The organism is Streptococcus sp. 10824 (assembly GCF_013276595.1).
GTDB lineage: Bacteria > Bacillota > Bacilli > Lactobacillales > Streptococcaceae > Streptococcus > Streptococcus pseudopneumoniae.
In genome coordinates this window covers 38,208-63,458 of the sequence record NZ_VMLH01000021.1, presented here as the reverse complement: position 1 = coordinate 63,458, position 25,251 = coordinate 38,208, and the positions used below count along the sequence as shown (strand labels likewise).

General features: G+C 41.2%; 23 protein-coding genes and 2 pseudogenes. 19 read left to right on the top strand and 6 right to left on the bottom strand.

The window, feature by feature from the left end:
* Positions 1–73: 73 nt before the first annotated feature.
* From HT701_RS02435 to HT701_RS02425, 3 genes and pseudogenes are all read right to left on the bottom strand, one after another.
* Positions 74–526 carry an NUDIX hydrolase gene (locus HT701_RS02435; RefSeq protein ID WP_050971398.1) on the bottom strand — a complete coding sequence of 151 codons (453 nt, stop codon included), beginning with the start codon at positions 524–526 and terminating at the stop codon, positions 74–76.
* 128 nt (positions 527–654) lie between these two features.
* Positions 655–2,913: pseudogene (locus HT701_RS02430) on the bottom strand (ATP-dependent Clp protease ATP-binding subunit).
* 229 nt (positions 2,914–3,142) lie between these two features.
* The gene (locus HT701_RS02425; protein ID WP_000443574.1) at positions 3,143–3,373 is read right to left on the bottom strand and encodes a DUF1797 family protein; all 231 of its coding nucleotides are present in this window, start codon (positions 3,371–3,373) and stop codon (positions 3,143–3,145) included.
* A 190-nt stretch (positions 3,374–3,563) separates the two neighbouring features.
* Here HT701_RS02425 and HT701_RS02420 point away from each other — a divergent pair, with 190 nt between their 5' ends.
* From HT701_RS02420 to deoD, 11 genes and pseudogenes are all read left to right on the top strand, one after another.
* A complete protein-coding gene (locus tag HT701_RS02420; RefSeq protein ID WP_001011642.1) occupies positions 3,564–4,247 on the top strand; it encodes an amino acid ABC transporter permease in 684 nt (227 codons plus the stop codon).
* Positions 4,247–4,981 (top strand): amino acid ABC transporter ATP-binding protein, encoded by a 735-nt coding sequence (locus HT701_RS02415; protein ID WP_000140954.1) that lies wholly within the window; start codon positions 4,247–4,249, stop codon positions 4,979–4,981. The genes HT701_RS02420 and HT701_RS02415 overlap by 1 nt, the downstream gene beginning before the upstream one ends.
* A 153-nt stretch (positions 4,982–5,134) precedes the next feature.
* Entirely contained in the window at positions 5,135–5,992 is an 858-nt protein-coding gene (locus HT701_RS02410) for a bifunctional methylenetetrahydrofolate dehydrogenase/methenyltetrahydrofolate cyclohydrolase (RefSeq protein ID WP_050261469.1), read from the top strand.
* Positions 5,993–5,996: 4 nt separating this feature from the next.
* Positions 5,997–6,770, top strand: coding sequence for an HAD hydrolase family protein (locus HT701_RS02405; RefSeq protein WP_050261468.1), 774 nt, complete (start codon positions 5,997–5,999; stop codon positions 6,768–6,770).
* Positions 6,771–6,828: 58 nt separating this feature from the next.
* Positions 6,829–7,701, top strand: coding sequence for an NAD(P)H-hydrate dehydratase (locus HT701_RS02400; RefSeq protein ID WP_138705523.1), 873 nt, complete (start codon positions 6,829–6,831; stop codon positions 7,699–7,701).
* A 281-nt stretch (positions 7,702–7,982) separates the two neighbouring features.
* Complete coding sequence (gene rpiA / locus HT701_RS02395; RefSeq protein ID WP_138705524.1) at positions 7,983–8,666, top strand: ribose-5-phosphate isomerase RpiA; 684 nt, start codon at positions 7,983–7,985, stop codon at positions 8,664–8,666.
* 13 nt (positions 8,667–8,679) lie between these two features.
* Positions 8,680–9,891, top strand: coding sequence for a phosphopentomutase (locus HT701_RS02390; protein WP_138705525.1), 1,212 nt, complete (start codon positions 8,680–8,682; stop codon positions 9,889–9,891).
* A gap of 1 nt (position 9,892) precedes the next feature.
* Positions 9,893–10,454 (top strand): annotated as a pseudogene (locus HT701_RS02385) (DUF1697 domain-containing protein).
* Complete coding sequence (locus HT701_RS02380) at positions 10,451–11,260, top strand: purine-nucleoside phosphorylase (protein WP_050207878.1); 810 nt, start codon at positions 10,451–10,453, stop codon at positions 11,258–11,260. The pseudogene HT701_RS02385 and the gene HT701_RS02380 overlap by 4 nt, the downstream one beginning before the upstream one ends.
* A gap of 425 nt (positions 11,261–11,685) precedes the next feature.
* Complete coding sequence (locus tag HT701_RS11730; RefSeq protein ID WP_172931184.1) at positions 11,686–14,433, top strand: thiol-activated cytolysin C-terminal domain-containing protein; 2,748 nt, start codon at positions 11,686–11,688, stop codon at positions 14,431–14,433.
* 613 nt (positions 14,434–15,046) lie between these two features.
* Complete coding sequence (gene deoD / locus HT701_RS02370; RefSeq protein ID WP_031243322.1) at positions 15,047–15,757, top strand: purine-nucleoside phosphorylase; 711 nt, start codon at positions 15,047–15,049, stop codon at positions 15,755–15,757.
* A gap of 94 nt (positions 15,758–15,851) precedes the next feature.
* Here deoD and HT701_RS02365 read toward each other — a convergent pair whose 3' ends face one another.
* The 3 genes from HT701_RS02365 to coaA all read right to left on the bottom strand — a co-directional run bounded on the left by HT701_RS02365 (position 15,852) and on the right by coaA (position 17,643).
* Complete coding sequence (locus tag HT701_RS02365; RefSeq protein ID WP_000684199.1) at positions 15,852–16,364, bottom strand: DNA topology modulation protein; 513 nt, start codon at positions 16,362–16,364, stop codon at positions 15,852–15,854.
* Between the two features lie 54 nt (positions 16,365–16,418).
* Complete coding sequence (gene rpsT, locus HT701_RS02360) at positions 16,419–16,655, bottom strand: 30S ribosomal protein S20 (RefSeq protein WP_001274000.1); 237 nt, start codon at positions 16,653–16,655, stop codon at positions 16,419–16,421.
* Positions 16,656–16,722: 67 nt separating this feature from the next.
* Positions 16,723–17,643 carry a type I pantothenate kinase gene (gene coaA, locus HT701_RS02355; RefSeq protein WP_120007871.1) on the bottom strand — a complete coding sequence of 307 codons (921 nt, stop codon included), beginning with the start codon at positions 17,641–17,643 and terminating at the stop codon, positions 16,723–16,725.
* A 199-nt stretch (positions 17,644–17,842) separates the two neighbouring features.
* Here coaA and HT701_RS02350 point away from each other — a divergent pair, with 199 nt between their 5' ends.
* The 8 genes from HT701_RS02350 to HT701_RS02315 all read left to right on the top strand — a co-directional run bounded on the left by HT701_RS02350 (position 17,843) and on the right by HT701_RS02315 (position 25,249).
* A complete protein-coding gene (locus tag HT701_RS02350; RefSeq protein WP_172931183.1) occupies positions 17,843–18,247 on the top strand; it encodes a hypothetical protein in 405 nt (134 codons plus the stop codon).
* Positions 18,248–18,455: 208 nt separating this feature from the next.
* A complete protein-coding gene (locus HT701_RS02345; protein ID WP_345889970.1) occupies positions 18,456–19,046 on the top strand; it encodes a class I SAM-dependent methyltransferase in 591 nt (196 codons plus the stop codon).
* The gene (locus tag HT701_RS02340; protein WP_172931182.1) at positions 19,043–20,320 is read left to right on the top strand and encodes a pyrimidine-nucleoside phosphorylase; all 1,278 of its coding nucleotides are present in this window, start codon (positions 19,043–19,045) and stop codon (positions 20,318–20,320) included. Before HT701_RS02345 ends, HT701_RS02340 begins: the two co-directional genes overlap by 4 nt.
* A 19-nt stretch (positions 20,321–20,339) precedes the next feature.
* Positions 20,340–21,002 carry a deoxyribose-phosphate aldolase gene (deoC, locus tag HT701_RS02335; protein ID WP_172931181.1) on the top strand — a complete coding sequence of 221 codons (663 nt, stop codon included), beginning with the start codon at positions 20,340–20,342 and terminating at the stop codon, positions 21,000–21,002.
* Entirely contained in the window at positions 20,989–21,378 is a 390-nt protein-coding gene (locus HT701_RS02330) for a cytidine deaminase (protein ID WP_000246089.1), read from the top strand. The genes deoC and HT701_RS02330 overlap by 14 nt, the downstream gene beginning before the upstream one ends.
* Positions 21,379–21,467: 89 nt before the next feature.
* A complete protein-coding gene (locus tag HT701_RS02325; RefSeq protein ID WP_001036122.1) occupies positions 21,468–22,520 on the top strand; it encodes a BMP family protein in 1,053 nt (350 codons plus the stop codon).
* Between the two features lie 142 nt (positions 22,521–22,662).
* Positions 22,663–24,198 (top strand): ABC transporter ATP-binding protein, encoded by a 1,536-nt coding sequence (locus HT701_RS02320; RefSeq protein WP_172931180.1) that lies wholly within the window; start codon positions 22,663–22,665, stop codon positions 24,196–24,198.
* A complete protein-coding gene (locus HT701_RS02315) occupies positions 24,191–25,249 on the top strand; it encodes an ABC transporter permease (protein WP_023942990.1) in 1,059 nt (352 codons plus the stop codon). The genes HT701_RS02320 and HT701_RS02315 overlap by 8 nt, the downstream gene beginning before the upstream one ends.
* Positions 25,250–25,251: the final 2 nt, after the last annotated feature.

Here is a 25,251-nt window from a genome sequence, read left to right as displayed (position 1 = left end):
AGACTGACGAAGTCAGTGACCATATCTACGGTCAGGCGACGCTGACGTGGTTTGAAGAGATTTTCGAAGAGTATTAGTCAATCTTATGCTGTTTTTTCCAAGATTGGATGGCCCATTTATGGCTACCACGTTTAAGATTTTGGATAGCCTCGTCAATAGGGAACCAGGCAATATGATTAAAGTCTTCTAGTGGATTTTGCACTTCTTTGAAAGAAGTCGCTTCATAGAGGTGGGCAGGATTGTAGTAGTAGGTATCACGATGACGAGAGTAGAAGTATTCATCAGCCTGTCCATAATAGGTACCAATTTCAGCTGTGAAACCAAGCTCTTCAATCAATTCACGCTTTAGGGCTTCCTGATGATTTTCACCTGCTTCAATTTCGCCACCTGGTAGGAACCAAGCGCCATTAGGTGCTTGAACAAGAACAATTTGTTTTTGTTTAGCGTCAGGGATAACTGCATACACTCCATAGCGTGCAACATAGTCTGTATTTGCTTTTTTTTCTCCGAAAGTTGGGTTTGCCATTGCATTTTCCTCATTATCTAGTATCTTTATTATTATCATAATGGACAAAGGCAGAGCTGTCAAGAACTTATAGTTATTTTAGTAAAAAGAGCAGAAAATTTTCATTTTCTACTCCTTTTCTATAGGATTTATACTTCTTTTTCATAAGTTTTTACTTCAACTTTTTTGGCAGACTTAATTTGAATGTTTTCCTTGCTAGTCAGAACTGCTTTGAGGTCTTTTTCGCTTGGATTTTCAAGGTAGTAGTCAGTGATTGCGTCCTCAATATAGTCTTGAATAGTCCGACGAAGTGGGCGTGCTCCCATTTTTGGATCATAACCTAGGTCAACCAGCTTTTCCTTGACCTTGTCAGTTACATCCAAATGAATGTTGTTGCTAGAGAGGCGCTTGTTAACATCTGCTAGCATGAGCTCGACAATCTGAAGGAGATTATCCTTGCTGAGAGCCTTAAATTCGATAATGCCATCAAAACGGTTCATAAACTCTGGGCTAAAGAAGTTGCCGAGTTCACCGAGAACAGAGTTGGTACGTCCTTCTCTAGTAGCCCCAAATCCAACGTTGGCTTCAGACTTACCTGTACCTGCATTTGAGGTCATGATAATGATGGCATCCTTGAAGCTAACGGTCCGTCCTTGCCCATCTGTCAAACGACCATCGTCCAAGACTTGTAGAAACATGTGCATAACATCTGGGTGAGCTTTTTCCACTTCATCGAGAAGGATGAGAGAATATGGATTGCGGCGAACTTTTTCAGTTAATTGACCAGCCTCATCATAGCCAACATAACCTGGAGGAGCGCCGACCAACTTAGCCACACTGTGTTTTTCCATGTATTCACTCATATCAAAGCGAATCATACTATCAGCAGAACCAAAGAGTTCGATAGCTAATTGTTTGGAAAGTTCTGTCTTACCGACCCCAGTTGGTCCGACAAAGAGGAAGCTTCCAATTGGACGGTTAGGCGTACCAAGACCGACACGATTACGGCGAATAGCCTTAGCAATCTTATCGACTGCATCATCTTGGCCAATAATATGAGACTTGAGATCTTCGGCTAGATGGATGAGTTGAGATTGTTCTTTCTCTTTTAAATCACCAACAGGGATGTTGGTTTTCTGCTCAATAATATGCTCAATGGTTTTTTCACTGATGATTGGAGTATCCTGGTCTGTGACCTTTTTCTTTTGCATTTCCTTATATTTGGCAATCTGGTCACGGAAGTAGGCGGCTTTTTCAAAATCTTCTTCTCGTGTAGCTTGAGACTTGAGATTTTCAGCCTCAATCAAGCGCTGATCAATGACTTTAGGGTCTACAAAATTCAAGGTCAAATTCATCTTAGAACCAGCTTCATCTAGGAGGTCAATGGCCTTGTCAGGTAAGAAGCGATCTTGGATGTAACGATTGGAAAGAGTTGCAGCTGCTTCAATTGCAGCATCGGTATATTGAACGTGGTGGTAGTCTTCGTATTTCTTTTGAATCCCTTTGAGGATAGTGATTGTTTCTTCCACCGTTGGTTCATCAACCTTGACAGGCTGCATACGACGCTCGAGGGCAGCATCCTTTTCAATGATACGGTATTCATTGAGGGTAGTAGCACCGACCAGTTGCAGTTCTCCACGAGCAAGGGCTGGCTTGAGGATATTTCCAGCATCCATATTACCATCGCTCGCAGAACCTGCACCGACAATTTCATGGATTTCATCGATAAAGAGGATAATATCCTCACGTTTGCGAATTTCTTCCATGAGTTTTTGCATGCGTTCTTCAAATTGTCCACGGATACCCGTTCCTTGAACCAAGCTAACCACATCCAGACGGATGACTTGTTTACCTTGGAGTTTATGTGGAACATCGCCATCGACGATTTTCTGAGCTAGGCCTTCGACAACAGCAGTTTTTCCGACACCTGGTTCACCGATAAGGACAGGATTATTCTTGGTTCTGCGATTGAGAATTTCGATGACACGGATAATCTCATCGTCGCGCCCAATAACGGGGTCGATATCGCCACGACGGGCAATCTCAGTTACGTTGATACCAAATTCTTCCAGCAGCCCTTTTTCTTGGCTAGGTGGCGGAGTTTGAGCGGATCCACGATTTTGGGAACCATAACCGCCGTTTCCACCGTAACCTCCACCTGATTGGGTTGGGGGAATAGGAGGAGTATTGCTAGAAGGTCTGAAATTGTTTAGGTCATTGAAAAAATCACCAAAGGGATCGAAGTCACGATTGTTCAGATCCGTCATACCTTTGAAGAGGCTATTGTTAGGATCTGTTTTGATAATCTTGTAGCAGTTTTGACAGAGGTCAATTTGTTTTTATTTTCCATTGAGATTGGTGTAAAGATGAATTGTTGAGTCGTTAATTTTACAGTTTTGACAAAGCATACATCTACCTCATTTCTTTCTTTATCCTGATCTGTTTAAAGGTCAAAAATAGTCAAATTCCTATACTCTCATTATAACAGGATTGGGGTGTAAAGCAAGTAAAAAGATTGCAGCTTTGAAAAGTTGTTGCAATGAAAATTTTTGTGAATTTGGACTATAAAAAAATCCTATTTGTGAGACAAAAAGGATTTTGGTTAGACATGCAGGGACAATCCCAGCTTGTTTTAGATTAGTAGAGAAGTTCGTAAATCTCCATTGCAATTAAGTCAATGCTATCAAACGTATACGTTTCGCGAGCTTCTACGTCACGAAGGGTAAAGATTGAGCCGTTTTCTTCGTCGTGGCTGTACGCAACTTCTGCAACAACAACTCCTTCGCGTTCAAAATTACGTTTTAAATTTCCGCCATCGTTTGCCATTGCTTCAAGGCGGTTGATGATTCTAACCAAATGTGATTCCATTTTGATTCTCCTTCATTTCTTATCGTTACTATTTTACCATAAAGGAGGCCAACTTGACTAGAAAAAAACTAAGATTTCTCGCTAATTCTGCTAGTTTAAAGATTTTTAAATAAATTGGATAAAAGATTTGAATTTTAATTCAATATACGTTATAATCATACAGTATTCTATTTTAGAAAGCAGTGTGACTATGAATTTTTCTTTTTTACCTAAGTATTTACCTTATTTTAACTATGGGGCTGTCGTGACGGTTCTCATTTCTATCTGTGTTGTCTTTTTGGGAACTATTTTGGGTGTTGTCTTGGCTTTTGGGCAACGTTCAAAGTTTAAACCGCTTGTTTGGCTCGCCAACTTGTACGTTTGGATTTTCCGTGGGACGCCAATGATGGTTCAGATTATGATTGCCTTTGCTCTTATGCATATCAATGCTCCGACTATTCAGGTTGGAATTTTAGGTGTTGACCTTTCTCGTCTGATTCCAGGGATTTTGATTATTTCTATGAATAGTGGTGCTTATGTTTCTGAGACTGTTCGTGCTGGAATCAATGCGGTTCCAAAAGGTCAGCTAGAAGCGGCCTATTCTTTAGGGATTCGTCCTAAAAATGCTATGAGATATGTGATTTTGCCACAAGCAATCAAAAATATTTTGCCAGCATTGGGGAACGAATTTATCACTATTATCAAGGATAGTTCCCTCTTATCAGCTATTGGTGTTATGGAGTTGTGGAACGGGGCTACAACAGTTTCTACAACAACCTATCTACCTTTAACACCACTTTTATTTGCAGCCTTTTATTACTTGATTATGACCTCTATTTTGACCGTAGCCTTGAAAGCTTTTGAAAAACGTATGGGACAAGGAGATAAGAAATAATGACAGAAACCTTGATAAAAATTGAAAATTTACATAAATCATTTGGAAAGAATGAAGTATTGAAGGGCATCAACCTCGAGATTAAAAGAGGAGAAGTTGTCGTTATCATCGGTCCTTCAGGGAGCGGGAAATCTACCTTGCTTCGCTCTATGAATTTGTTGGAAGAAGCAACCAAGGGGAAGGTTATCTTTGAGGGAGTCGATATTACGGACAAGAAGAATGACCTGTTTGCCATGCGTGAGAAGATGGGGATGGTTTTCCAACAATTCAATCTCTTTCCTAATATGACTGTGATGGAAAATATCACCTTGTCACCTATCAAGACCAAAGGTGAAAGCAAGGCTGTTGCTGAGAAGAGAGCCCAAGAGCTTTTGGAAAAAGTTGGTTTGCCAGATAAGGCAGATGCTTATCCACAGAGTTTGTCAGGTGGCCAGCAACAACGGATTGCCATCGCGCGTGGGTTGGCTATGGAACCAGATGTTTTGCTTTTTGACGAGCCGACTTCAGCCCTGGACCCTGAAATGGTAGGTGAGGTGCTGGCTGTTATGCAAGACCTTGCCAAATCAGGAATGACCATGGTTATCGTAACACATGAGATGGGATTTGCGCGTGAGGTGGCAGACCGTGTTATCTTTATGGCCGACGGTGTGGTTGTTGAAGATGGGACACCTGAGCAGATTTTTGAACAAACCCAAGAACAACGGACTAAAGACTTCTTGAGTAAGGTTTTATAATCTATTTTAAAATTTCAAGACAAGATTAGTGAAAAGCTCCACCAGAGCTTTTTCTTATAGTTTGAAACTATAGGATAGCCTAGGAAAGAAGTGTTAGAGGGGACTAGCAGTTTTTGGTATAATGGAAGATATTTGAAAGAAAAGAGAAGTGATATGACACAGATCATTGATGGGAAAGCTTTAGCGGTCAAATTGCAGGGGCAATTGGCTGAAAAGACTGCAAAATTAAAGGAAGAAACAGGTCTAGTACCTGGTTTGGTAGTGATTTTGGTTGGGGATAATCCAGCCAGCCAAGTCTACGTTCGCAACAAGGAGAGGTCAGCTCTTGCGGCTGGTTTCCGTAGCGAAGTAGTGCGAGTTCCAGAGACCATTGCTCAAGAGGAATTGTTAGACCTGATTGCTAAATATAATCAGGATCCAGCTTGGCATGGGATTTTGGTCCAGTTGCCATTACCAAAACACATTGATGAAGAGGCGGTTCTATTGTCTATTGATCCAGAAAAGGATGTGGATGGGTTCCATCCCTTAAACATGGGGCGTCTCTGGTCTGGTCATCCAGTCATGATTCCTTCGACACCTGCAGGAATTATGGAAATGTTTCATGAATATGGGATTGAATTAGAAGGTAAAAATGCGGTCGTCATCGGTCGTTCAAACATTGTTGGAAAACCCATGGCCCAGCTTCTTTTAGCCAAAAATGCAACAGTAACCTTGACCCATTCACGCACCCATAATCTTGCCAAGGTGGCTGCTAAAGCAGATATTCTGGTGGTCGCAATCGGTCGTGCTAAGTTTGTGACTGCTGACTTTGTCAAACCAGGTGCGGTTGTCATTGATGTCGGTATGAACCGCGATGAAAATGGGAAGCTCTGTGGAGATGTTGACTATGAGGCAGTTGCCCCACTTGCTAGCCACATCACACCAGTTCCTGGAGGTGTAGGCCCTATGACCATTACCATGCTAATGGAGCAAACTTATCAGGCAGCACTTCGGACATTGGACAAGGACTAGGAAAATGAAATTCGTATTTGATTTGGATGGGACGCTGTCTTTTGACTATATGACCATAGATGAAGAGATTAGGCAGGTTCTTTTAAAGGCTGAAGATTATGGACATGAGGTTGTATTTGCCTCAGCACGCTCTTATCGGGATTGTTTAGGCTTATTAGGTTCCGAGCTTAGTCAGCGCTTGGTCATAGGTTTGAATGGTGGTGTAGCCTATTATCTAGGAAAAGCTATCTATGAAATGAATCTCGATGCTAGGATTTATCAGGCTTTAGTGGATTATTGCCAGACCTATAATCTTCCTTTCTTTGTAGATGATTGCTTTGACTATAGTGGTCAGATTCTAGAGAAGATTCCATTTTTCTCCAGTGTGGATCCCCTAAAGGTAGCTCGTCATCAGAAACTCGAGGACTTAGGGACTCCGATTAAGGTAGTCGTTTATATGGGTGACCATGAGGATTTACTTGATGATCTGCTTGGTCAGTTAGAAAGACTGGAGCTAGCCCATCTGTCTTATCATACGCATGAAAAGTGTCTTTATGTCAACCCCTTGGATACTCATAAGGCGACAACTGTTGAAAAGTTATGTGGGGAGAACTTCATTGCTTTTGGAAATGACCAAAACGATATTGAACTGTTTAAAACGTCTCTCTATTCTGTCCAGATTGGAGATTTCGCTGGCCTTACTCCATATGCAGATGAAACGCTAAAGATAAAGGGAGCTCCTTCTCCGACAGTAGCAGACAAAATCTTACAAACTTTTACGGAATTTAAGGGAAAATAGTAGAAAAGGAGGTTTGCGCCTCCTTTTTGTTGTATAATAAAAGCGAGAGGAAAAAAGGATGAAAGTGATTGATAAAACCTTACTAGAAAAAGTCATTATTGAACGTTCTCGTACCAGTCATAAAGGGGACTACGGTCGTCTGCTGTTGCTTGGTGGGACTTATCCTTATGGTGGTGCCATTATCATGGCTACTTTAGCAGCTGTAAAAAGCGGTGCAGGATTGGTGACCGTTGGAACGGACAGGGAAAATATTCCAGCTCTGCACAGCCATTTACCTGAGGCTATGGCCTTTTCTCTTCAAGACCAGCAGTTGTTAAAAGAGCAATTGGAGAAGGCAGAAGTTGTCTTGCTGGGGCCTGGTTTACGAGACGATGCTTTTGGAGAAAATCTAGTCAAACAGGTCTTTACTAGCCTAAGACAGAATCAGATTTTGATTGTAGACGGAGGTGCCCTGACCATTCTTGCTAGAACAAGTTTGTCATTTCCCTCAAGCCAGCTTATCCTAACTCCTCACCAAAAAGAATGGGAAAAGCTGTCTGGTATTGCTATTGAAAAGCAAAAGGAAGATGCAACGGCTAGTGCTTTGAGTTCCTTTCCTCAAGGAACAATTTTGGTAGAGAAAGGTCCAGCTACTCGTATTTGGCAAGCTGGTCAGTCTGATTATTACCAGTTACAGGTTGGCGGTCCCTATCAGGCGACTGGGGGAATGGGAGATACGCTTGCTGGGATGATTGCAGGATTTGCAGGCCAATTCCGACAGGCCAGTCTCTACGAGCGTGTGGCGGTAGCGACCCATCTTCATTCGGCCATTGCTCAAGAGCTAGCTCAAGAATATTATGTAGTCTTGCCAACGGAGATTAGTAATTGTCTTCCTAAAGTAATGAAAATTATTTGTCAAAAAGAGAGGGTAAGCAAAGATAAACTTGTTTAAAATAGATAGATAAACCTACTTCCTTCTCTTAATTTATGATTCTTGAAATGCGCCTGCTTTAATGCTAAACTAGACGTATCAAAGATAAGGTCTTGTTTTTGGAACTGGAAAGAGATGAACAAAGCAAATACATAAAAGATAAACTCATTTTTATTCGTTTGATAAAAAGAAAATGCATATTTTCAAAGAAAGATTGATGAAAAATGTAAATTTGATCTTTTCACTTGAATAAAAAGCGGTTTCATGGTAAAATAAGAACTGAGAATGATGGAGGTAAATCGGTGGAAAATCTGAAGAAAATGGCAGGTATCAAGGCTGCTGAGTTCGTGAGCGATGGAATGGTCGTTGGACTTGGAACAGGATCGACTGCCTATTATTTTGTCGAAGAAATCGGTCGTCGTATCAAGGAAGAAGGATTGCAGATTACAGCTGTAACAACTTCTAGTGTGACTAGTAAACAGGCAGAAGGCCTTAGTATCCCACTCAAATCTATTGACCAAGTAGACTTTGTCGATGTGACGGTTGATGGCGCGGATGAAGTGGATAGTCAGTTTAACGGAATCAAAGGCGGTGGTGGTGCCCTTCTCATGGAAAAGGTGGTCGCAACACCATCAAAAGAATACATTTGGGTGGTGGATGAAAGCAAGCTGGTCGACAAACTAGGTGCTTTTAAATTGCCAGTAGAAGTGGTTCAGTATGGTGCAGAGCAGGTCTTTCGTCATTTTGAACGAGCTGGCTACAAACCAAGCTTCCGTGAAAAAGATGGCCAACGTTTTGTGACCGATATGCAGAACTTTATCATTGACCTTGACTTGGATGTCATCGAAGATCCAATTGCTCTCGGACAAGAATTGGATCATGTCGTTGGTGTCGTAGAACACGGTTTATTCAACCAAATGGTGGATAAAGTAATCGTTGCTGGACGAGATGGGGTTCAGATTTTAACCTCAAGAAAAGAAAAATAGAAGGGGGCATAAGATGTCTAAATTTAATCGTATTCATTTGGTGGTACTGGATTCTGTAGGAATCGGTGCAGCACCAGATGCTAATAACTTTGTCAATGCAGGGGTTCCAGATGGAGCTTCTGACACACTGGGACACATTTCCAAAACAGTTGGTTTGAATGTGCCAAATATGGCTAAAATCGGTCTTGGAAATATTCCTCGTGAAACTCCTCTTAAGACAGTACCGGCAGAAAGCAATCCAACTGGATATGCAACAAAATTGGAAGAAGTATCCCTTGGTAAGGACACCATGACTGGGCACTGGGAAATCATGGGACTCAACATTACGGAGCCTTTCGATACTTTCTGGAACGGATTCCCAGAAGAAATCTTGACAAAAATCGAAGAATTCTCAGGACGTAAGGTCATTCGTGAAGCTAACAAACCTTACTCAGGAACAGCCGTTATCGATGATTTTGGACCACGTCAGATGGAAACTGGAGAGTTGATTATCTATACTTCAGCTGACCCTGTTTTGCAGATTGCTGCCCACGAAGACATTATTCCTTTGGATGAATTGTACTGTATCTGTGAATACGCTCGTTCAATCACCCTTGAGCGTCCTGCCCTTCTTGGTCGCATCATTGCTCGCCCTTATGTAGGTGAACCAGGTAACTTCACTCGTACGGCAAACCGTCGTGACTTGGCTGTATCTCCATTTTCCCCAACTGTTTTGGATAAATTGAATGAGGCTGGTATCGATACTTATGCTGTGGGTAAAATCAACGATATCTTTAACGGTGCTGGTATCAACCATGACATGGGTCACAACAAGTCAAATAGTCATGGAATTGATACACTATTGAAGACTATGGGACTTGCTGAGTTTGAAAAAGGATTCTCATTCACAAACCTAGTTGACTTTGATGCCCTTTACGGCCATCGTCGTAATGCTCACGGTTACCGTGATTGTTTGCATGAGTTTGATGAACGCTTACCTGAAATTATCGCAGCTATGAGAGAGAATGACCTTCTCTTGATTACTGCGGACCATGGAAATGACCCAACGTATGCAGGGACGGATCACACTCGGGAATATATTCCATTGTTGGCCTATAGCCCTGCCTTTAAAGGAAATGGTCTCATTCCAGTAGGACATTTTGCAGATATTTCAGCGACTGTTGCCGATAACTTTGATGTGGAAACTGCTATGATTGGGGAAAGTTTCTTAGATAAATTGGTATAAGATGACGCGCTATGCTTTGCTGGTGAGAGGTATCAATGTTGGTGGTAAGAATAAGGTCGTCATGGCGGAGCTTCGTCAAGAATTGACAAACTTGGGACTGGAAAAGGTTGAGAGCTACATCAACAGTGGCAATATTTTCTTTACTTCGATAGATTCCAAAGCTCGATTGGTTAAAAAAGTTAGAGGCTTTCTTTACAGTCCATTATCCATTTATTCAGAGCTTTTCTTTGCTGAGTCAGGAAGATTATGAAGAAGAGCTGAATAATCTGCCAGATTGGTGGACCAAAGACCTAGCTCGAAAAGATGTGCTCTTCTACACGGAGAGTTTGGATGTGGATCAAGTCATCGCGACAGTTGAAAGTTTAGAGCTGAAAGATGAAGTGCTTTATTTTGGAAAACTTGGGATTTTCTGGGGAAATTTTCTGAAGAAACCTACTCTAAAACTGCCTATCACAAGGATCTGCTCAAGATGCCTTTCTATCGCCACATTACCATTCGCAATGCTAAAACTTTTGAAAAAATCGGTCAAATGCTAAAAAAATAATAAAGGAGACACACAATGACATTTTTAAACAAAATCCATGAAACAGCTGCTTTCCTGAAAGACAAGGGAATTCAAGCGCCTGAGTTCGGTCTAATCCTTGGATCAGGACTGGGAGAACTGGCAGAAGAAATCGAAAATCCAGTTGCAGTAGACTATGCTGAGATTCCAAACTGGGGCCGCTCTACAGTAGTCGGTCACGCTGGTAAATTAGTATATGGTGACCTTGCAGGTCGCAAGGTCTTGGCTCTTCAAGGTCGTTTCCATTTTTACGAAGGAAATCCTCTGGAGGTCGTGACTTTCCCAGTACGTGTCATGAAAGTTCTTGGATGTGAAGGTGTCATTGTAACCAATGCAGCTGGTGGTATTGGATATGGTCCTGGTACTTTGATGGCTATCTCAGACCATATAAACATGACGGGGCAAAATCCATTGATGGGTGAAAACTTGGATGACTTTGGTCCACGTTTCCCAGATATGTCTAAGGCCTACACTCCAGAATACCGTGCTACTGCCCATGAAGTTGCTAAAAAACTTGATATCAAGCTTGATGAAGGTGTCTATATCGGTGTTACTGGTCCAACTTATGAAACACCAGCAGAAATCCGTGCCTATAAGACACTGGGAGCAGATGCAGTTGGTATGTCTACGGTTCCTGAAGTTATCGTGGCAGCCCACTCTGGCTTGAAAGTTCTGGGAATTTCATGTATCACTAACTTTGCGGCTGGTTTCCAAGAAGAACTCAATCACGAAGAAGTTGTAGAAGTGACTGAAGGTGTCAAAGGTGATTTCAAAGGTTTGCTTAAAGCGATTCTTGCAGAATTGTAAGAAAAAAGATTTAAAAGGGGGAATACCTCTACCTTTTCATGATTGACTGGCTATTCGGAACAAAGAAGAAACATAGGTAGACTATGGGTTTCTTCCTACTCTTGTAACTGAAAGAGTCTGATAGTTAGCATTGTGAAAGACAAGAATCTAGGATGCTGGAATTAGCTTCCTAGCCAAGCAGACTAGTATGATAAGAAGAGATAAGAATGAATTTATACTCAATGAAAATCAAAGAGCAAACTAGGAAGTTAGCCGCAGGTTGCTCAAANNCAGTGACCATATCTACGGTAAGGCGACGCTGACGTGGTTTGAAGAGATTTTCGAAGAGTATTACTTTCTGAATTTCTCAGTCTTGTCCTATATAGGGGACAAGGAGATTTCGCTTGAGTCTGCTTACAAATAAACGAAAAGAAAGATAAAGAATAATGAAAATTGGTCAACGAATGATGCGCTTTGGCATAAAAAAATTAAGTATCGGAGTTGTATCTGTTGCAGTCGGCTTTGCATTTCTAGCTCCAGCTGGAATTTCAGCCAATGAACTACAGCAAGATGTAACATCTGAAGTGGCAACAAGAGTGCTAGATCCTAAGGAGGAATTGAGAGAGCCGGAAAATGCTACTCCAAAACTAGAAACTCCTCTTAGAGAGGAGTCAAGACTAGCTCCTCAAACGCTTCCGGAAGCAAGTGAAGTTCTTGAAAACAAAAGGGAAGAGTCAAAAGTAGAGATAACCGAGCCAGCTCAATACTTACCTATTCTTGCTCCTGTAGAAGAAACTAAAGAAGAAGCTGTGACAGAAAAACCAACAAATACTCGTTCTCTAACAGCAGAAGATTTGGTGAAGATTTCCAAAGGGGAATTGCATTTAGAAAATGATTTGATTGATGAATCTCTCTACGGTGAAAAAGTTCTTGATTTGGAAGGGGATGATGACCAAAATGGCATCAAAAACAAAGATGAACTTTATGTGTACAACAAAGATGGTAAGGATTATCTAGGATATAACAGTCATCCCTTGCTAGCAGACAGTGATGGGGATGGTTTGGCAGATGGGGAAGACGACAATAAGAAAGAATGGTATGTCACAGACCGTGATTCTCTTCTCTTTATGGAGTTAGCCTATCGAGACGATGATTATATTGAGAAAATTTTAGATCATAAGAATCCTTTCCCTAGTCTCTATCTTGACCGTCAAGAATACAAACTCATGCACAATGAATTGGCTCCTTTCTGGAAGATGAAAAAAGCATACCATACAGATAGTGGCTTGGATGCTTTCTTATTTGAGACTAAGAGCGACCTTCCTTATCTCAAAGATGGAACGGTGCACATGTTGGCTATTCGTGGAACAAGACGGAATGATGCGAAAGATTTAAGTGCAGATTTTGTTTTGTTAGGAGGAAATAAACCAGCGCAAGCGGATGATATCCGCAAGGTTGTTGGGGAATTAGTTAAGGATACAAGTATTACGAAATTGTATATGACAGGTCATTCTCTTGGAGGCTACCTAGCTCAGATTGCAGCGGTTGAAGCTTACCAAAAATATCCTGATTTTTATAACCATGTATTGCGAAAAGTGACGACTTTCAGTGCGCCTAAAGTGATTACTTCCAGAGCGGTTTGGAATGCTGAGAATGATTTCTGGGATGTTGGTTTGGAAAGCCGTAAATTAGCTGTTAGTGGAAAAATTAAGCATTATGTGGTTGATAATGATAATGTTGTGACTCCCTTGATTCATAACGATCGTGATATTGTTACATTTACAGGTAATTCACGCTTTAAACACCGTTCTCGTGGCTATTTTGAAAGTCGAATGAATGATATTCCTAACTTTAATATTGGTAAACGAACTACCTTGGATAAACATGGTTATCGTGATCCAAAATTGGATAAAGTGCGATTCTTTAAGAAACAGGCTCTGCCTCAATCTTCTAGTCAACCAAGCGCTGAACCAATGGAAAATATTGCCTTAGGAAAACAGGTTACTCAAAGTTCGACAGCTTTCGGAGGAGATGCTAGAGGAGCTGTGGATGGCAAAGTTGATGGTAACTATGGTCACAATTCTGTCACTCATACCAACTTCCAATCCAAGCCTTGGTGGCAAGTAGATTTGGCTAAAGAAGAAACCATTCGCCAAATCAATATTTACAACCGAACAGACACTGCTCAGGATAGATTGGCAAACTTTGATGTCATTCTTTTAGACAGTTCTGGTAAAGAAATTGAGAGAAAACGCATAACATCTCTTAAAGATGTGTCAGCACAAATTGCGATTAACCATAAAAAAGCGCGCTATGTTCGAATTGAGCTAGAAGGCTATAATGCCCTCAGTCTTGCAGAAGTCCAAGTATATCGTGCTGAGAATATCGCTTGGAAAAAACAAGCTAAGCAAAGTTCTACTGATTTTGGTGGAGATGCTAGTCGTGCCTTGGATGGCAATACCAATAGTAGTTATAGCCAGCAATCAATTACCCATACAAAATTTGAAAACCAGCCTTGGTGGGAAGTTGATTTAGGTCGTACAGAACAGGTAGGATTTGTTCGCCTTCATAACCGTGGGGATGGAGAACTTTCTAAACGTCTGTCAGACTTTGATGTGATTTTGTATGATGAAAAAGGAACAGAAGTTGCTAGACAGTATGTTTCTAAACTTGACGGAACGAGCTTGGATGTTCAATTAAATGGGAAATTGGGACGCCGTGTTCGTGTGCAACTACGTAAGAACAATCAAGCCCTCAGTCTTGCAGAAGTAGAAGTTTTCCGCTTTATCGCTACGAATGGTGAGACGGCGACACAAGTTTCTAAGCCAGTTCAACCAATCAGTCAGACTCCTGCCAAAGATAAAACATTGACAATTCAACATAGTGGAGCTTACATTGCCCGCTATTCTATCACTTGGGAAGAAGTTACAGTAGACAAAGATGGAAACCAAGTTGTTCGTAGTCGTTCTTGGGAAGGAAACGGTCGCAACCAGACTGCAGGATTTGTCCTCAACCTCCCAATCAAAGAAAATATGAGAAATCTGCGAATTAAGATTGAGAAAAAGACAGGTCTACTATGGAATAGATGGCAAACAATCTATGAAAACAGACCAATTTTAGCTCAACCCCACCGTAAAATTACCCATTGGGGGACAACATTAAATTCTAAGGTGAGTGACGATGATGTCTTGTAATCTGATGATACAATGACAGTTAGATGATTTAGTTCATAAGAGAAGTACTACCTGAGCTTGAATAGAACTCAGGTAGCTCTCTGTGAAAGAACAAAATTAAACAGAAAGGTATAGTGAGGTGTTCTAATTTGAACATGAGCGGAAAAACTTTTCTAAAAACTTAGAAAGGAAGGGGAGTTCGGGTTTGAATTGAATCCGATCTACTCTTCTCAATATTATCAAAATTAAGAAAGGAATTGAACCCATCATAAAAGCAGTGGGAAAAAGATAGTTGGTCTAGCGAGCATCGCTCACTGCGCCCCACTCCTATTTTCCCTTTGGCTTTTTAACGGGTTTGGTATCTTTCTCAATATAAAATATAAAAAAGAAAGGTAGAGCATGTGTTTTGATTTGAACACGAGCGGAAAACTTTTCTAAAAACTCAGAAGAGAAGGGGAGTTTGGGTTTGAATTGAATCCGGTCTAATCTTCTCAATATCATCAAAATTAAGAAAGAAAGGAATTGAACCCACCCTAAAAGCAGTGGGAAAAAGATAGTTGGCCTAGCGAGCATCGCTCACTGCACTCAACTCCTATTTTCCCTTTGCTTTTTGACGGGTTTGGTATCTTATATTATGTCTATCCATATTGCTGCTCAGCAGGGTGAAATTGCTGATAAAATTCTTCTTCCTGGGGATCCTCTTCGTGCTAAGTTTATTGCGGAGAATTTCCTTGAAGATGCTGTTTGTTTTAACGAAGTGCGTAACATGTTTGGTTACACTGGTACTTACAAGGGCCACCGTGTATCTGTTATGGGAACTGGGATGGGAATGCCATCTATTTCGATTTATGCGCGTGAGTTGATTGTTGACTACGGTGTGAAAAAATTGATCCGTGTGGGAACAGCAGGTTCTTTGAATGAAGATGTTCACGTCCGTGAATTGGTTTTGGCTCAGGCAGCTGCAACTAACTCAAACATCGTCCGTAATGACTGGCCACAGTATGATTTCCCACAAATCGCTAGCTTTGATTTGCTTGATAAGGCTTATCATATTGCCAAAAATCTCGGTATGACAACCCACGTTGGGAACGTTTTGTCATCTGATGTCTTTTATTCAAACTACTTTGAAAAGAACATTGAGCTTGGTAAATGGGGGGTCAAGGCTGTGGAAATGGAAGCAGCAGCTCTTTACTATCTGGCTGCTCAGCACCATGTTGATGCGCTAGCTATTATGACAATCTCTGATAGCTTGGTTAATCCAGATGAGGACACGACTGCAGAAGAACGTCAAAATACCTTCACCGATATGATGAAGGTTGGATTAGAAACCTTGATTGCTGAATAAAAGAGAACACAAAAGGAAGACTTTCTGGATGAAAATCTTCCTTTTTTAGTCATTCAGTCCATACTGTGACCTTAATGAAATGTTGCTCTACCGTCTATTTTTTAAGAGATTGCAAAAAACAATCAATCTCTGCTTGAGAATGGAGAATACGCATCTTTTCTGGGTAAGTATTGTTTAAATATTGGTATCTATCCTTAGCATTTTTTGTTCGACCATCCCAGAGAATCCAACGAATAAATTCCCAGTTGAATTGCTCGGGGCATCCCTTAGCCATGCTTTCTCTCACTTTTCCTCTGTATTTTAAATAGCGCTTAAAGGCTCTTAGCAAACAATTCCAAGCAGAGAAGTTTAAAAAGATGATCTGGTTAGCTTCCTGCATTCTTTCTTCGTAATAACACCAAGAATAATTACCATCGATGACCCAAGCTTCATGCTTGGTGAGAAAATTTTTCATCTCGGTTAACATCCAATCACGGTCACTGTCTTGCCAACCAGGTTGAAATTGGAGTGTGTCCATATGAAGTTTTGGGATGGAGTAGTAGAGAGATAACTTTTCAGCTAGCGTTGACTTACCAGCACCAGAATATCCGATAATTGCAATTTTCATTTTCTACCTTTTCCTATTTGGAGACAAAAAAAAACAGCCTCTATGGACTGTTTCTTATTTAGCAAGTTTAGCTGAAAGACGAGCTTTATCGCGGCTTGCTTTGTTTTTGTGAATCAAACCTTTAGTTTCTGCTTTATCGATAGCTGAGCTAGCAGCACGGAAAAGTTCTTCAGATGGGTTTGCTTCGAAAGCTTTGATAGCAGTACGCATAGCTGATTTTTGAGCTGAGTTCTTTTCGTTTTGTTTAACGTTCAATTCAGCGCGTTTGATAGCTGATTTAATGTTTGCCAATGTTCTTACCTCCATATTTACTAACTATACCATTATATCTGAAAACTTACGTTTTGACAAGGGAAAATTACTTTTTTAAGTAAATTTCATCGATTTCATGGTTCTTGCTTTTATGAAGAATCACTTCCGCACGATTTCTGGTTGGTTCAATATAATTTTGTAGATTTGTGAGATTGATACTGGTCCAGACCTGATGGGCAAAGGACTCCACTTCCCCAATCGGCATCTGAGTAAAACGATAATAGTAGCTATCAGGGTCGTTTTGGGCTAGGCTCAGCATTTTCAAGAAACGGTCCAGATACCAACTCTCAATATCATCCACTCCAGCATCAACATAGATGGAAAAGTCGAAGAAATCAGTGATATAGAGACGTTCGTTTTGTGGATTTTGAAAGACATTGATTCCTTCAACAATCACAAAATCAGCAGCTTTGACACTTTGCTTTTCCTCAGGTACGATGTCGTAGATTTCATGAGAATAGACAGGAATATCCACATCTTGTCCATTTTTGATGCAGTCCAAGAAGTTGAGAAGAGCTTCCATATCATAGCTTTCAGGAAATCCCTTACGATTTAAAATCCCTTGTTCAATCAAGGTCTGGTTGGGATAGAGAAAGCCGTCAGTTGTTACCAACTCAACCGTAGCATCTGTAAGTGTACGGGACAGTAGGATTTGAAGTAGGCGACTGGTTGTGGATTTTCCAACGGCAACACTCCCAGAAACCCCAATGATAAAAGGCTGGGATTTGCTTTCACGTTGAAGGAAAATCCCTTTTGAAAAGGCCAAATCATCCTTGGTACGCTTGTAAATCTGGATGAGATGGGCTAGGGGGAGATAGACATCGGTAACATCCTGCAAGCTAATCTGGTCATTAAAACTCTTGATGGATTCTAATTCCTCTTCTGTCAAAGGAGGTGTCGTCTTTCGATGTAAAGATTGCCAAGTCTGGCGACTGATTTTTTCAAAATGTAAAAATTCGTTGGTCATTTGTTTTCCCCTAGATATTTTGTCTATCATACCATAAAAAGTTAAAAAAATAAAGCGGTTTCTTGAATGTGGTAAGTCAATAGTATATAATATAAGTAGATAGAGGATGAACAATTTATTGATGAAGTAGGAGCTGCTTTCTACTGACTTATCAGCTATAAAGGGGGCTTTGGGGTTTATAACTTATAGGAGGTGTACTATGAAAATCTTGAAACGTTACCTATTGGAACTCTGTTTTATTTTAAGTTTTGCCTTACCTTTTATAAAAGGAGTCAATGCGGATAATGGTAGACGCTTTGTGGAAATCTATTACGGTTTTACTTTTTTGATGGAACATGCCATTGTAACAGCTGTCTTTATCTGTTCGCTTTTGATTGCTTTCTTCCTAAAAAAACGGTTGGCGAAATGGCTTGCTGCTGGTAGTTATTGCTTTTTAGTCCTATGGATTGCGACAGAGGGTTATTTCTTCCGCATGTCGCTAGAAGATTTGATACGACTTTGGACAAGTTTGGAAATCCTGACAAAAACGTATCAGTTGGGCTTTTATCTAAATATTTTGTTGGGAATTTTGTTGATAATTAAGTATCTGAAGGTTAAGCAATAGTAATAAAAATGCGCTTGATTATAGACAATAAATTTGTTGTTTTATCATGGCAATGATAGCTGTAGTCCTAGATGAAATACTATTTGTTTATAAAGGTTGAAAGAGATTGAAGGGGAGCTATTGTAAAGCAACTTCCTTCAATCTTTTTGTCTCATTCTGGATATGTAAACGATTTACAATTTAAGGCAAATTATGGTAAAATAGTTTCATGAGTAAAATGTATTATGCAGAAAATCCTGACGCTGCTCACGACATTCATGAGTTGAGAGTGGACTTGTTGGGAGAAAAAATGACCTTTTTGACGGATGCGGGTGTTTTTAGCAAGAAAATGGTTGACTTTGGAAGTCAACTATTGCTCAAGTGTCTTGAGGTCAACCAAGGAGAGACAGTCCTAGATGTCGGCTGTGGTTATGGTCCATTAGGTTTGTCCTTAGTCAAGGCTTACGGCGTTCAGGCGACCATGGTCGATATCAACAATCGTGCTTTGGATTTGGCACGACAAAATGCTGAACGAAATAAAGTAGAAGCGACGATTTTCCAGTCCAACATCTATGAACAAGTTAAAGGGAAATTTGACCATGTCATTTCAAATCCCCCTATCCGTGCGGGTAAGCAAGTGGTTCATGAAATCATTGAGAAAAGCAAAGATTTTTTGGAAACTAGTGGAGATTTGACAATCGTCATCCAGAAAAAACAAGGGGCTCCAAGTGCTAAGTCTAAGATGGAAGATGTGTTTGGCAATTGTGAAATCCTTAAAAAAGACAAGGGATACTATATCCTTAGAAGTGTGAAAGAATGAGAGCAGTTGATTTAATCCAAAAAAAACGAGACGGTCAAGAACTGACTTCGAGTGAAATTGAATGGCTGGTAGAAGGCTATGTGTCAGGAATTGTCCCTGATTATCAGATGTCTGCCTTTGCCATGGCTGTTTATTTCAAAGGAATGACGACACGAGAAATATCTGATTTGACCATGAGAATGGTTCATACAGGGCAAGAGTTTGATTTATCTGCTATTGATGGGGTTAAGGTTGACAAGCATTCTACGGGTGGTGTTGGTGATAAGGTGACCTTGATTTTGGCTCCTTTAGTAGCGAGTTTTGGAGTTCCAGTCGCGAAAATGAGTGGTCGTGGTCTCGGCCATACGGGTGGAACAATTGATAAATTGGAGTCCATTAAGGGCTATCAAGTAGAACGCAGTCAAGAGGATTTTATTCGTCAGGTTCAGGATATTGGTGTATCTGTCATTGGGCAATCAGACCAGCTTGTCAAAGCAGATAAGCTTCTCTACGCCCTCCGTGATGTAACCGCAACTGTCGACACGATTCCTTTGATTGCGAGTTCGGTGATGAGCAAGAAAATCGCGGCAGGGGCGGATGCTATTTTGCTAGACGTGACTGTCGGTGAGGGTGCCTTCATGAAGACGGTTGATGAGGCGCATGAATTGGCTCAAACCATGGTGGAACTTGGTAAGGCAGTTGGTCGAAAGACGGTAGCAGTGATTACGGATATGAGTCAGCCCTTGGGACGAGCGATTGGAAATCGCCTTGAAATTCTTGAAGCACTGGAGATTTTACAAGGTCAAGGTCGTCAGGATATTACCCATTTTATATGCGAATTGGCTCAAATTATGCTTGGTTTGGCAAATGTAAATAAAACAGTTGAAGAAGTTCGTCAACATCTTGAAAATGGCCAAGCGCTGGCTAAGTTTGAGGAGATGGTCCAAGCCCAAGGTGGAGATTTGGAAGATCTCTACCGTCCTGTAAATGTAGCCCATGTGGTGGAAATCCCTGCTCAGGAAACGGGTGTCATTTCAGCTCTTCCAGCTATGGAATTTGGGCTTTATGCCATGAGACTGGGAGCTGGCCGTGCAGTCAAGACTGATGATTTGGACTATGAAACAGGAATTGTTTTTGAAAAGAAAGTTGGAGATTCCGTTCAAAAGGGAGAAATTGTTGCAAAAGTATACACAAATGGAAAAATTTCTCCTCAGCTAGTTACAGATTTTCAAAAATATGTTAAAATAAATGATAGGGTGCAAAGTTTACGAGAAATTATAGAAATTATCTCATAAACCGCAGGAGAATCCGAATATGAAATTAAATAAATATATCGATCATACGCTTTTAAAACAAGATGCAACAGAAAATCAAATTGATTGTTTGTTGTCTGAGGCTAGGGAGTATGATTTTGCCAGTGTTTGCGTCAATCCGACCTGGGTTGAACATTCCAAAAAAGGGCTTGAAGGCACAGATGTCAAGGTCTGTACAGTAGTAGGTTTCCCCTTGGGAGCAACAACTTCAGCTGTGAAAGTATTTGAAACAAAAGAAGCTATCCAAAATGGCGCAGACGAGATTGATATGGTGATTAATGTCGGTGCCCTCAAATCAGGTGATCTTGACTTGGTTGAATCGGACATCCGTGCTGTTGTGGAAGCAAGTGGTGACAAGTTAGTGAAAGTCATTATTGAAGCATGTCTTCTGACAGACCCAGAAAAAGTTGTGGCTTGCCAATTGTCCCAAAAAGCGGGAGCTGACTTTGTCAAAACATCCACTGGCTTTTCAACTGGTGGTGCTACGGTAGCAGATGTTAGATTAATGCGTGAAACAGTTGGACCTGATATGGGTGTCAAGGCTGCTGGTGGAGCTCGTTCTTATGCAGATGCTCTTGCCTTTGTGGAAGCAGGGGCGACACGTATCGGAACGTCAGCTGGGGTAGCCATTTTAAAAGGAGAATTGGCAGATGGCGACTACTGAGTTGATTGAACTGGCAATTGAAACCAGCAAACATGCCTATGTCCCCTATTCTCACTTTCCTATCGGAGCAGTTTTAGTAGCCAAAGACGGAAGTGTTTACACGGGAGTGAATATCGAAAATGCTAGCTATCCTTTGACAAACTGCGGAGAGCGTACAGCGATTTTTAAAGCAGTTTCCGAAGGCCAAAGAGAGTTTTCCGAATTGATTGTCTATGGACAGACTGAAAAACCAATCTCGCCATGTGGTGCTTGTCGCCAAGTAATGGTCGAATTTTTTGAACAAGATCTAAAAGTGACCTTGGTCGCAAAAGATAAATCGACGGTCGAGATGACGGTCGGGGAATTACTTCCATACTCTTTTACAGACTTAAATTAGTCTGAGTCGCTCTCTGAGTGGCACGGTCCTTGTGGCCAATCAATCCATACTTGCAACATCGTTGCACATCTTATTTAGGAGGTTCAGTAATGAACAAGAAACAATGGCTAGGCCTTGGTCTAGTTGCAGTGGCAGCAGTTGGACTTGCTGCATGTGGTAACCGCTCTTCTCGTAAGGCAGATTCATCTTCTGATGTGAAGACAAAAGCAGCAATCGTCACTGATACTGGTGGTGTTGATGACAAATCATTCAACCAATCAGCTTGGGAAGGTTTGCAGGCTTGGGGTAAAGAACACAATCTTTCAAAAGATAACGGTTTCACTTACTTCCAATCAACAAGTGAAGCTGACTACGCTAACAACTTGCAACAAGCGGCTGGAAGTTACAACCTAATCTTCGGTGTTGGTTTTGCCCTTCACAATGCGGTTGAAGAAGCAGCTAAAGAACATTCTGACTTGAACTATGTCTTGATTGATGATGTGATTAAAGATCAAAAGAATGTTGCGAGCGTAACTTTCGCTGATAATGAGTCAGGTTACCTTGCAGGTGTAGCTGCAGCCAAAACAACTAAAACAAAACAAGTTGGTTTTGTAGGTGGACAGGAGTCAGAAGTTATCTCTCGTTTTGAAGCAGGATTCAAGGCTGGTGTTGCGTCAGTAGACCCATCTATCAAAGTACAAGTTGACTATGCTGGTTCATTTGGTGATGCCGCTAAAGGTAAAACAATTGCAGCAGCACAATACGCAGCTGGTGCAGATATTGTTTACCAAGTAGCTGGTGGTACAGGTGCAGGTGTCTTTGCAGAAGCAAAATCACTCAACGAAAGCCGTCCTGAAAATGAAAAAGTTTGGGTTATCGGTGTTGACCGTGACCAAGAAGCAGAAGGTAAATACACTTCTAAAGATGGCAAAGAATCAAACTTTGTTCTTGCATCTACTTTGAAACAAGTTGGTACAACTGTAAAAGATATTTCTAACAAGGCAGAAAAAGGTGAATTCCCTGGCGGTCAAGTGATCGTTTACTCATTGAAAGATAAAGGGGTTGATTTGGTAACAACTAACCTTTCTGAAGAAGGTAAAAAAGCCGTTGAAGATGCAAAAGCTAAAATCCTTGATGGAAGCGTAAAAGTTCCTGCAAAATAATGGATGGAAGTTATTTCTTAGGAAGCGGCCATCGGCCGCTTTTTAAGAGTTGAGACAAAGTCATTTTGTCTCAGTAAAGCTTGCTACTAGACAAACTAGCAAGTTTTATTGAAATAAAATAAGACTCTGAAAGGAAGAGCACATGGCACACGAAAATGTCATTGAGATGCGTGATATTACCAAGGTGTTTGGTGAATTTGTTGCCAACGACAAAATCAACCTGCACCTACGAAAAGGTGAAATTCATGCACTTTTAGGAGAAAATGGGGCTGGTAAGTCCACGCTCATGAACATGTTAGCAGGGCTTCTTGAACCAACTAGTGGTGAAATCGCGGTCAACGGTCAAGTTGTCAACCTCGACTCCCCATCTAAAGCAGCTAGCTTGGGAATCGGAATGGTTCACCAGCACTTTATGTTGGTAGAGGCTTTCACGGTGGCTGAAAACATTATTTTAGGGAGTGAATTGACTAAAAATGGTGTGCTAGATATCGCTGGAGCTAGCAAAGAAATCAAGGCTCTTTCTGAACGTTATGGCTTAGCTGTGGACCCTTCTGCCAAGGTGGCAGACATCTCAGTTGGAGCCCAACAACGTGTAGAAATTTTAAAAACCCTTTATCGGGGAGCTGATATTCTTATTTTTGACGAACCAACGGCTGTTTTGACTCCATCAGAAATTGAGGAGTTGATGGCTATTATGAAAAATCTTGTCAAAGAAGGAAAATCAATTATCTTGATTACTCACAAGTTGGACGAGATTCGCGCAGTTTCTGACCGCGTTACGGTTATCCGTCGTGGGAAATCAATTGAAACCGTCAAAATTGCAGGGGCTACCAATGCTGATTTGGCAGAAATGATGGTAGGGCGTTCTGTTTCCTTTAAAACAGAGAAACAAGCATCTCAACCAAAAGAAGTGGTCTTGTCAATCAAAGATTTGGTGGTCAATGAAAACCGTGGTGTTCCAGCTGTGAAAAATCTGTCCTTGGATGTTCGAGCGGGAGAGATTGTTGGGATTGCGGGGATTGATGGAAATGGTCAGTCTGAACTGATTCAAGCCATTACAGGTCTTCGCAAGGTTGAATCTGGAAGCATTGAGCTAAAAGGAGATTCAATTGTAGGATTGCACCCACGACAAATTACAGAACTAAGTGTTGGGCACGTTCCAGAAGACCGCCACCGTGATGGCTTGATTTTGGAAATGATGATTTCTGAAAATATTGCCCTTCAAACCTACTATAAAGAACCACATAGTAAAAATGGAATTTTGAACTATTCAAATATTACTTCTTATGCTAAAAAGCTAATGGAAGAGTTTGATGTTCGTGCTGCCAGCGAAATTGTGCCTGCAGCTGCACTCTCGGGAGGAAATCAACAAAAAGCAATTATTGCTCGTGAAATTGATCGAGATCCTGATCTCCTTATCGTCAGCCAGCCAACTCGTGGGTTGGATGTCGGTGCCATTGAATATATCCACAAGCGCTTGATTGAAGAGCGTGATAATGGTAAGGCTGTTTTAGTTGTCAGCTTTGAATTGGATGAGATTTTAAACGTCTCAGACCGTATTGCCGTTATACACGATGGTAAGATTCAAGGTATTGTATCACCAGAAACAACCAATAAACAAGAACTTGGTGTCTTGATGGCTGGTGGAAACTTGGGAAAGGAGAAGAGTGATGTCTAAAAAATTACAACAAATTTCGGTTCCCTTGATTTCTGTCTTCCTAGGAATTTTACTTGGAGCCATTGTCATGTGGATCTTCGGTTATGATGCTATTTGGGGCTACGAAGAATTGTTCTATACAGCCTTTGGTAGCTTACGTGGGATTGGTGAAATCTTCCGTGCTATGGGGCCTTTGGTCTTGATTGGTCTTGGCTTTGCTGTTGCCAGTCGTGCAGGTTTCTTTAACGTAGGGCTTCCTGGTCAGGCTTTGGCTGGTTGGATTCTCAGTGGTTGGTTTGCCTTGTCGCATCCAGATATGCCCCGTCCCTTGATGATTCTAGCAACTATCGTGATTGCCTTGATTGCTGGTGGAATTGTCGGCGCGATTCCAGGTATTCTGAGAGCCTATCTGGGGACGTCAGAGGTTATCGTAACCATTATGATGAACTACATTGTCTTGTATGTAGGAAATGCCTTTATCCATGCTTTCCCTAAAGACTTCATGCAAAGTACAGATTCGACCATTCGTGTTGGGGCTAATGCAACCTATCAGACCCCTTGGTTGGCTGAGTTGACTGGTAACTCACGGATGAATATTGGTATTTTCTTTGCCATTATTGCTGTTGCAGTTATTTGGTTCATGCTCAAGAAAACGACTCTTGGTTTTGAAATCCGTGCGGTTGGTCTTAATCCACATGCTTCAGAATATGCTGGTATTTCTGCAAAAAGAACGATTATCCTCTCAATGATTATCTCAGGTGCCTTGGCTGGTCTTGGTGGAGCTGTTGAAGGTCTGGGAACCTTCCAGAACGTCTATGTTCAAGGGGCGTCTTTAGCTGTTGGATTTAACGGGATGGCAGTTAGTCTGCTTGCGGCCAACTCACCAATTGGTATTCTCTTTGCAGCCTTCCTGTTTGGTGTTCTCCAAGTTGGAGCCCCAGGTATGAATGCGGCGCAGGTACCGTCTGAGCTTGTTAGCATTGTAACAGCGTCTATTATCTTCTTTGTCAGTGTTCATTACCTTATCGAACGCTTTGTCAAACCGAAAAAACAAGTTAAAGGAGGTAAGTAAAG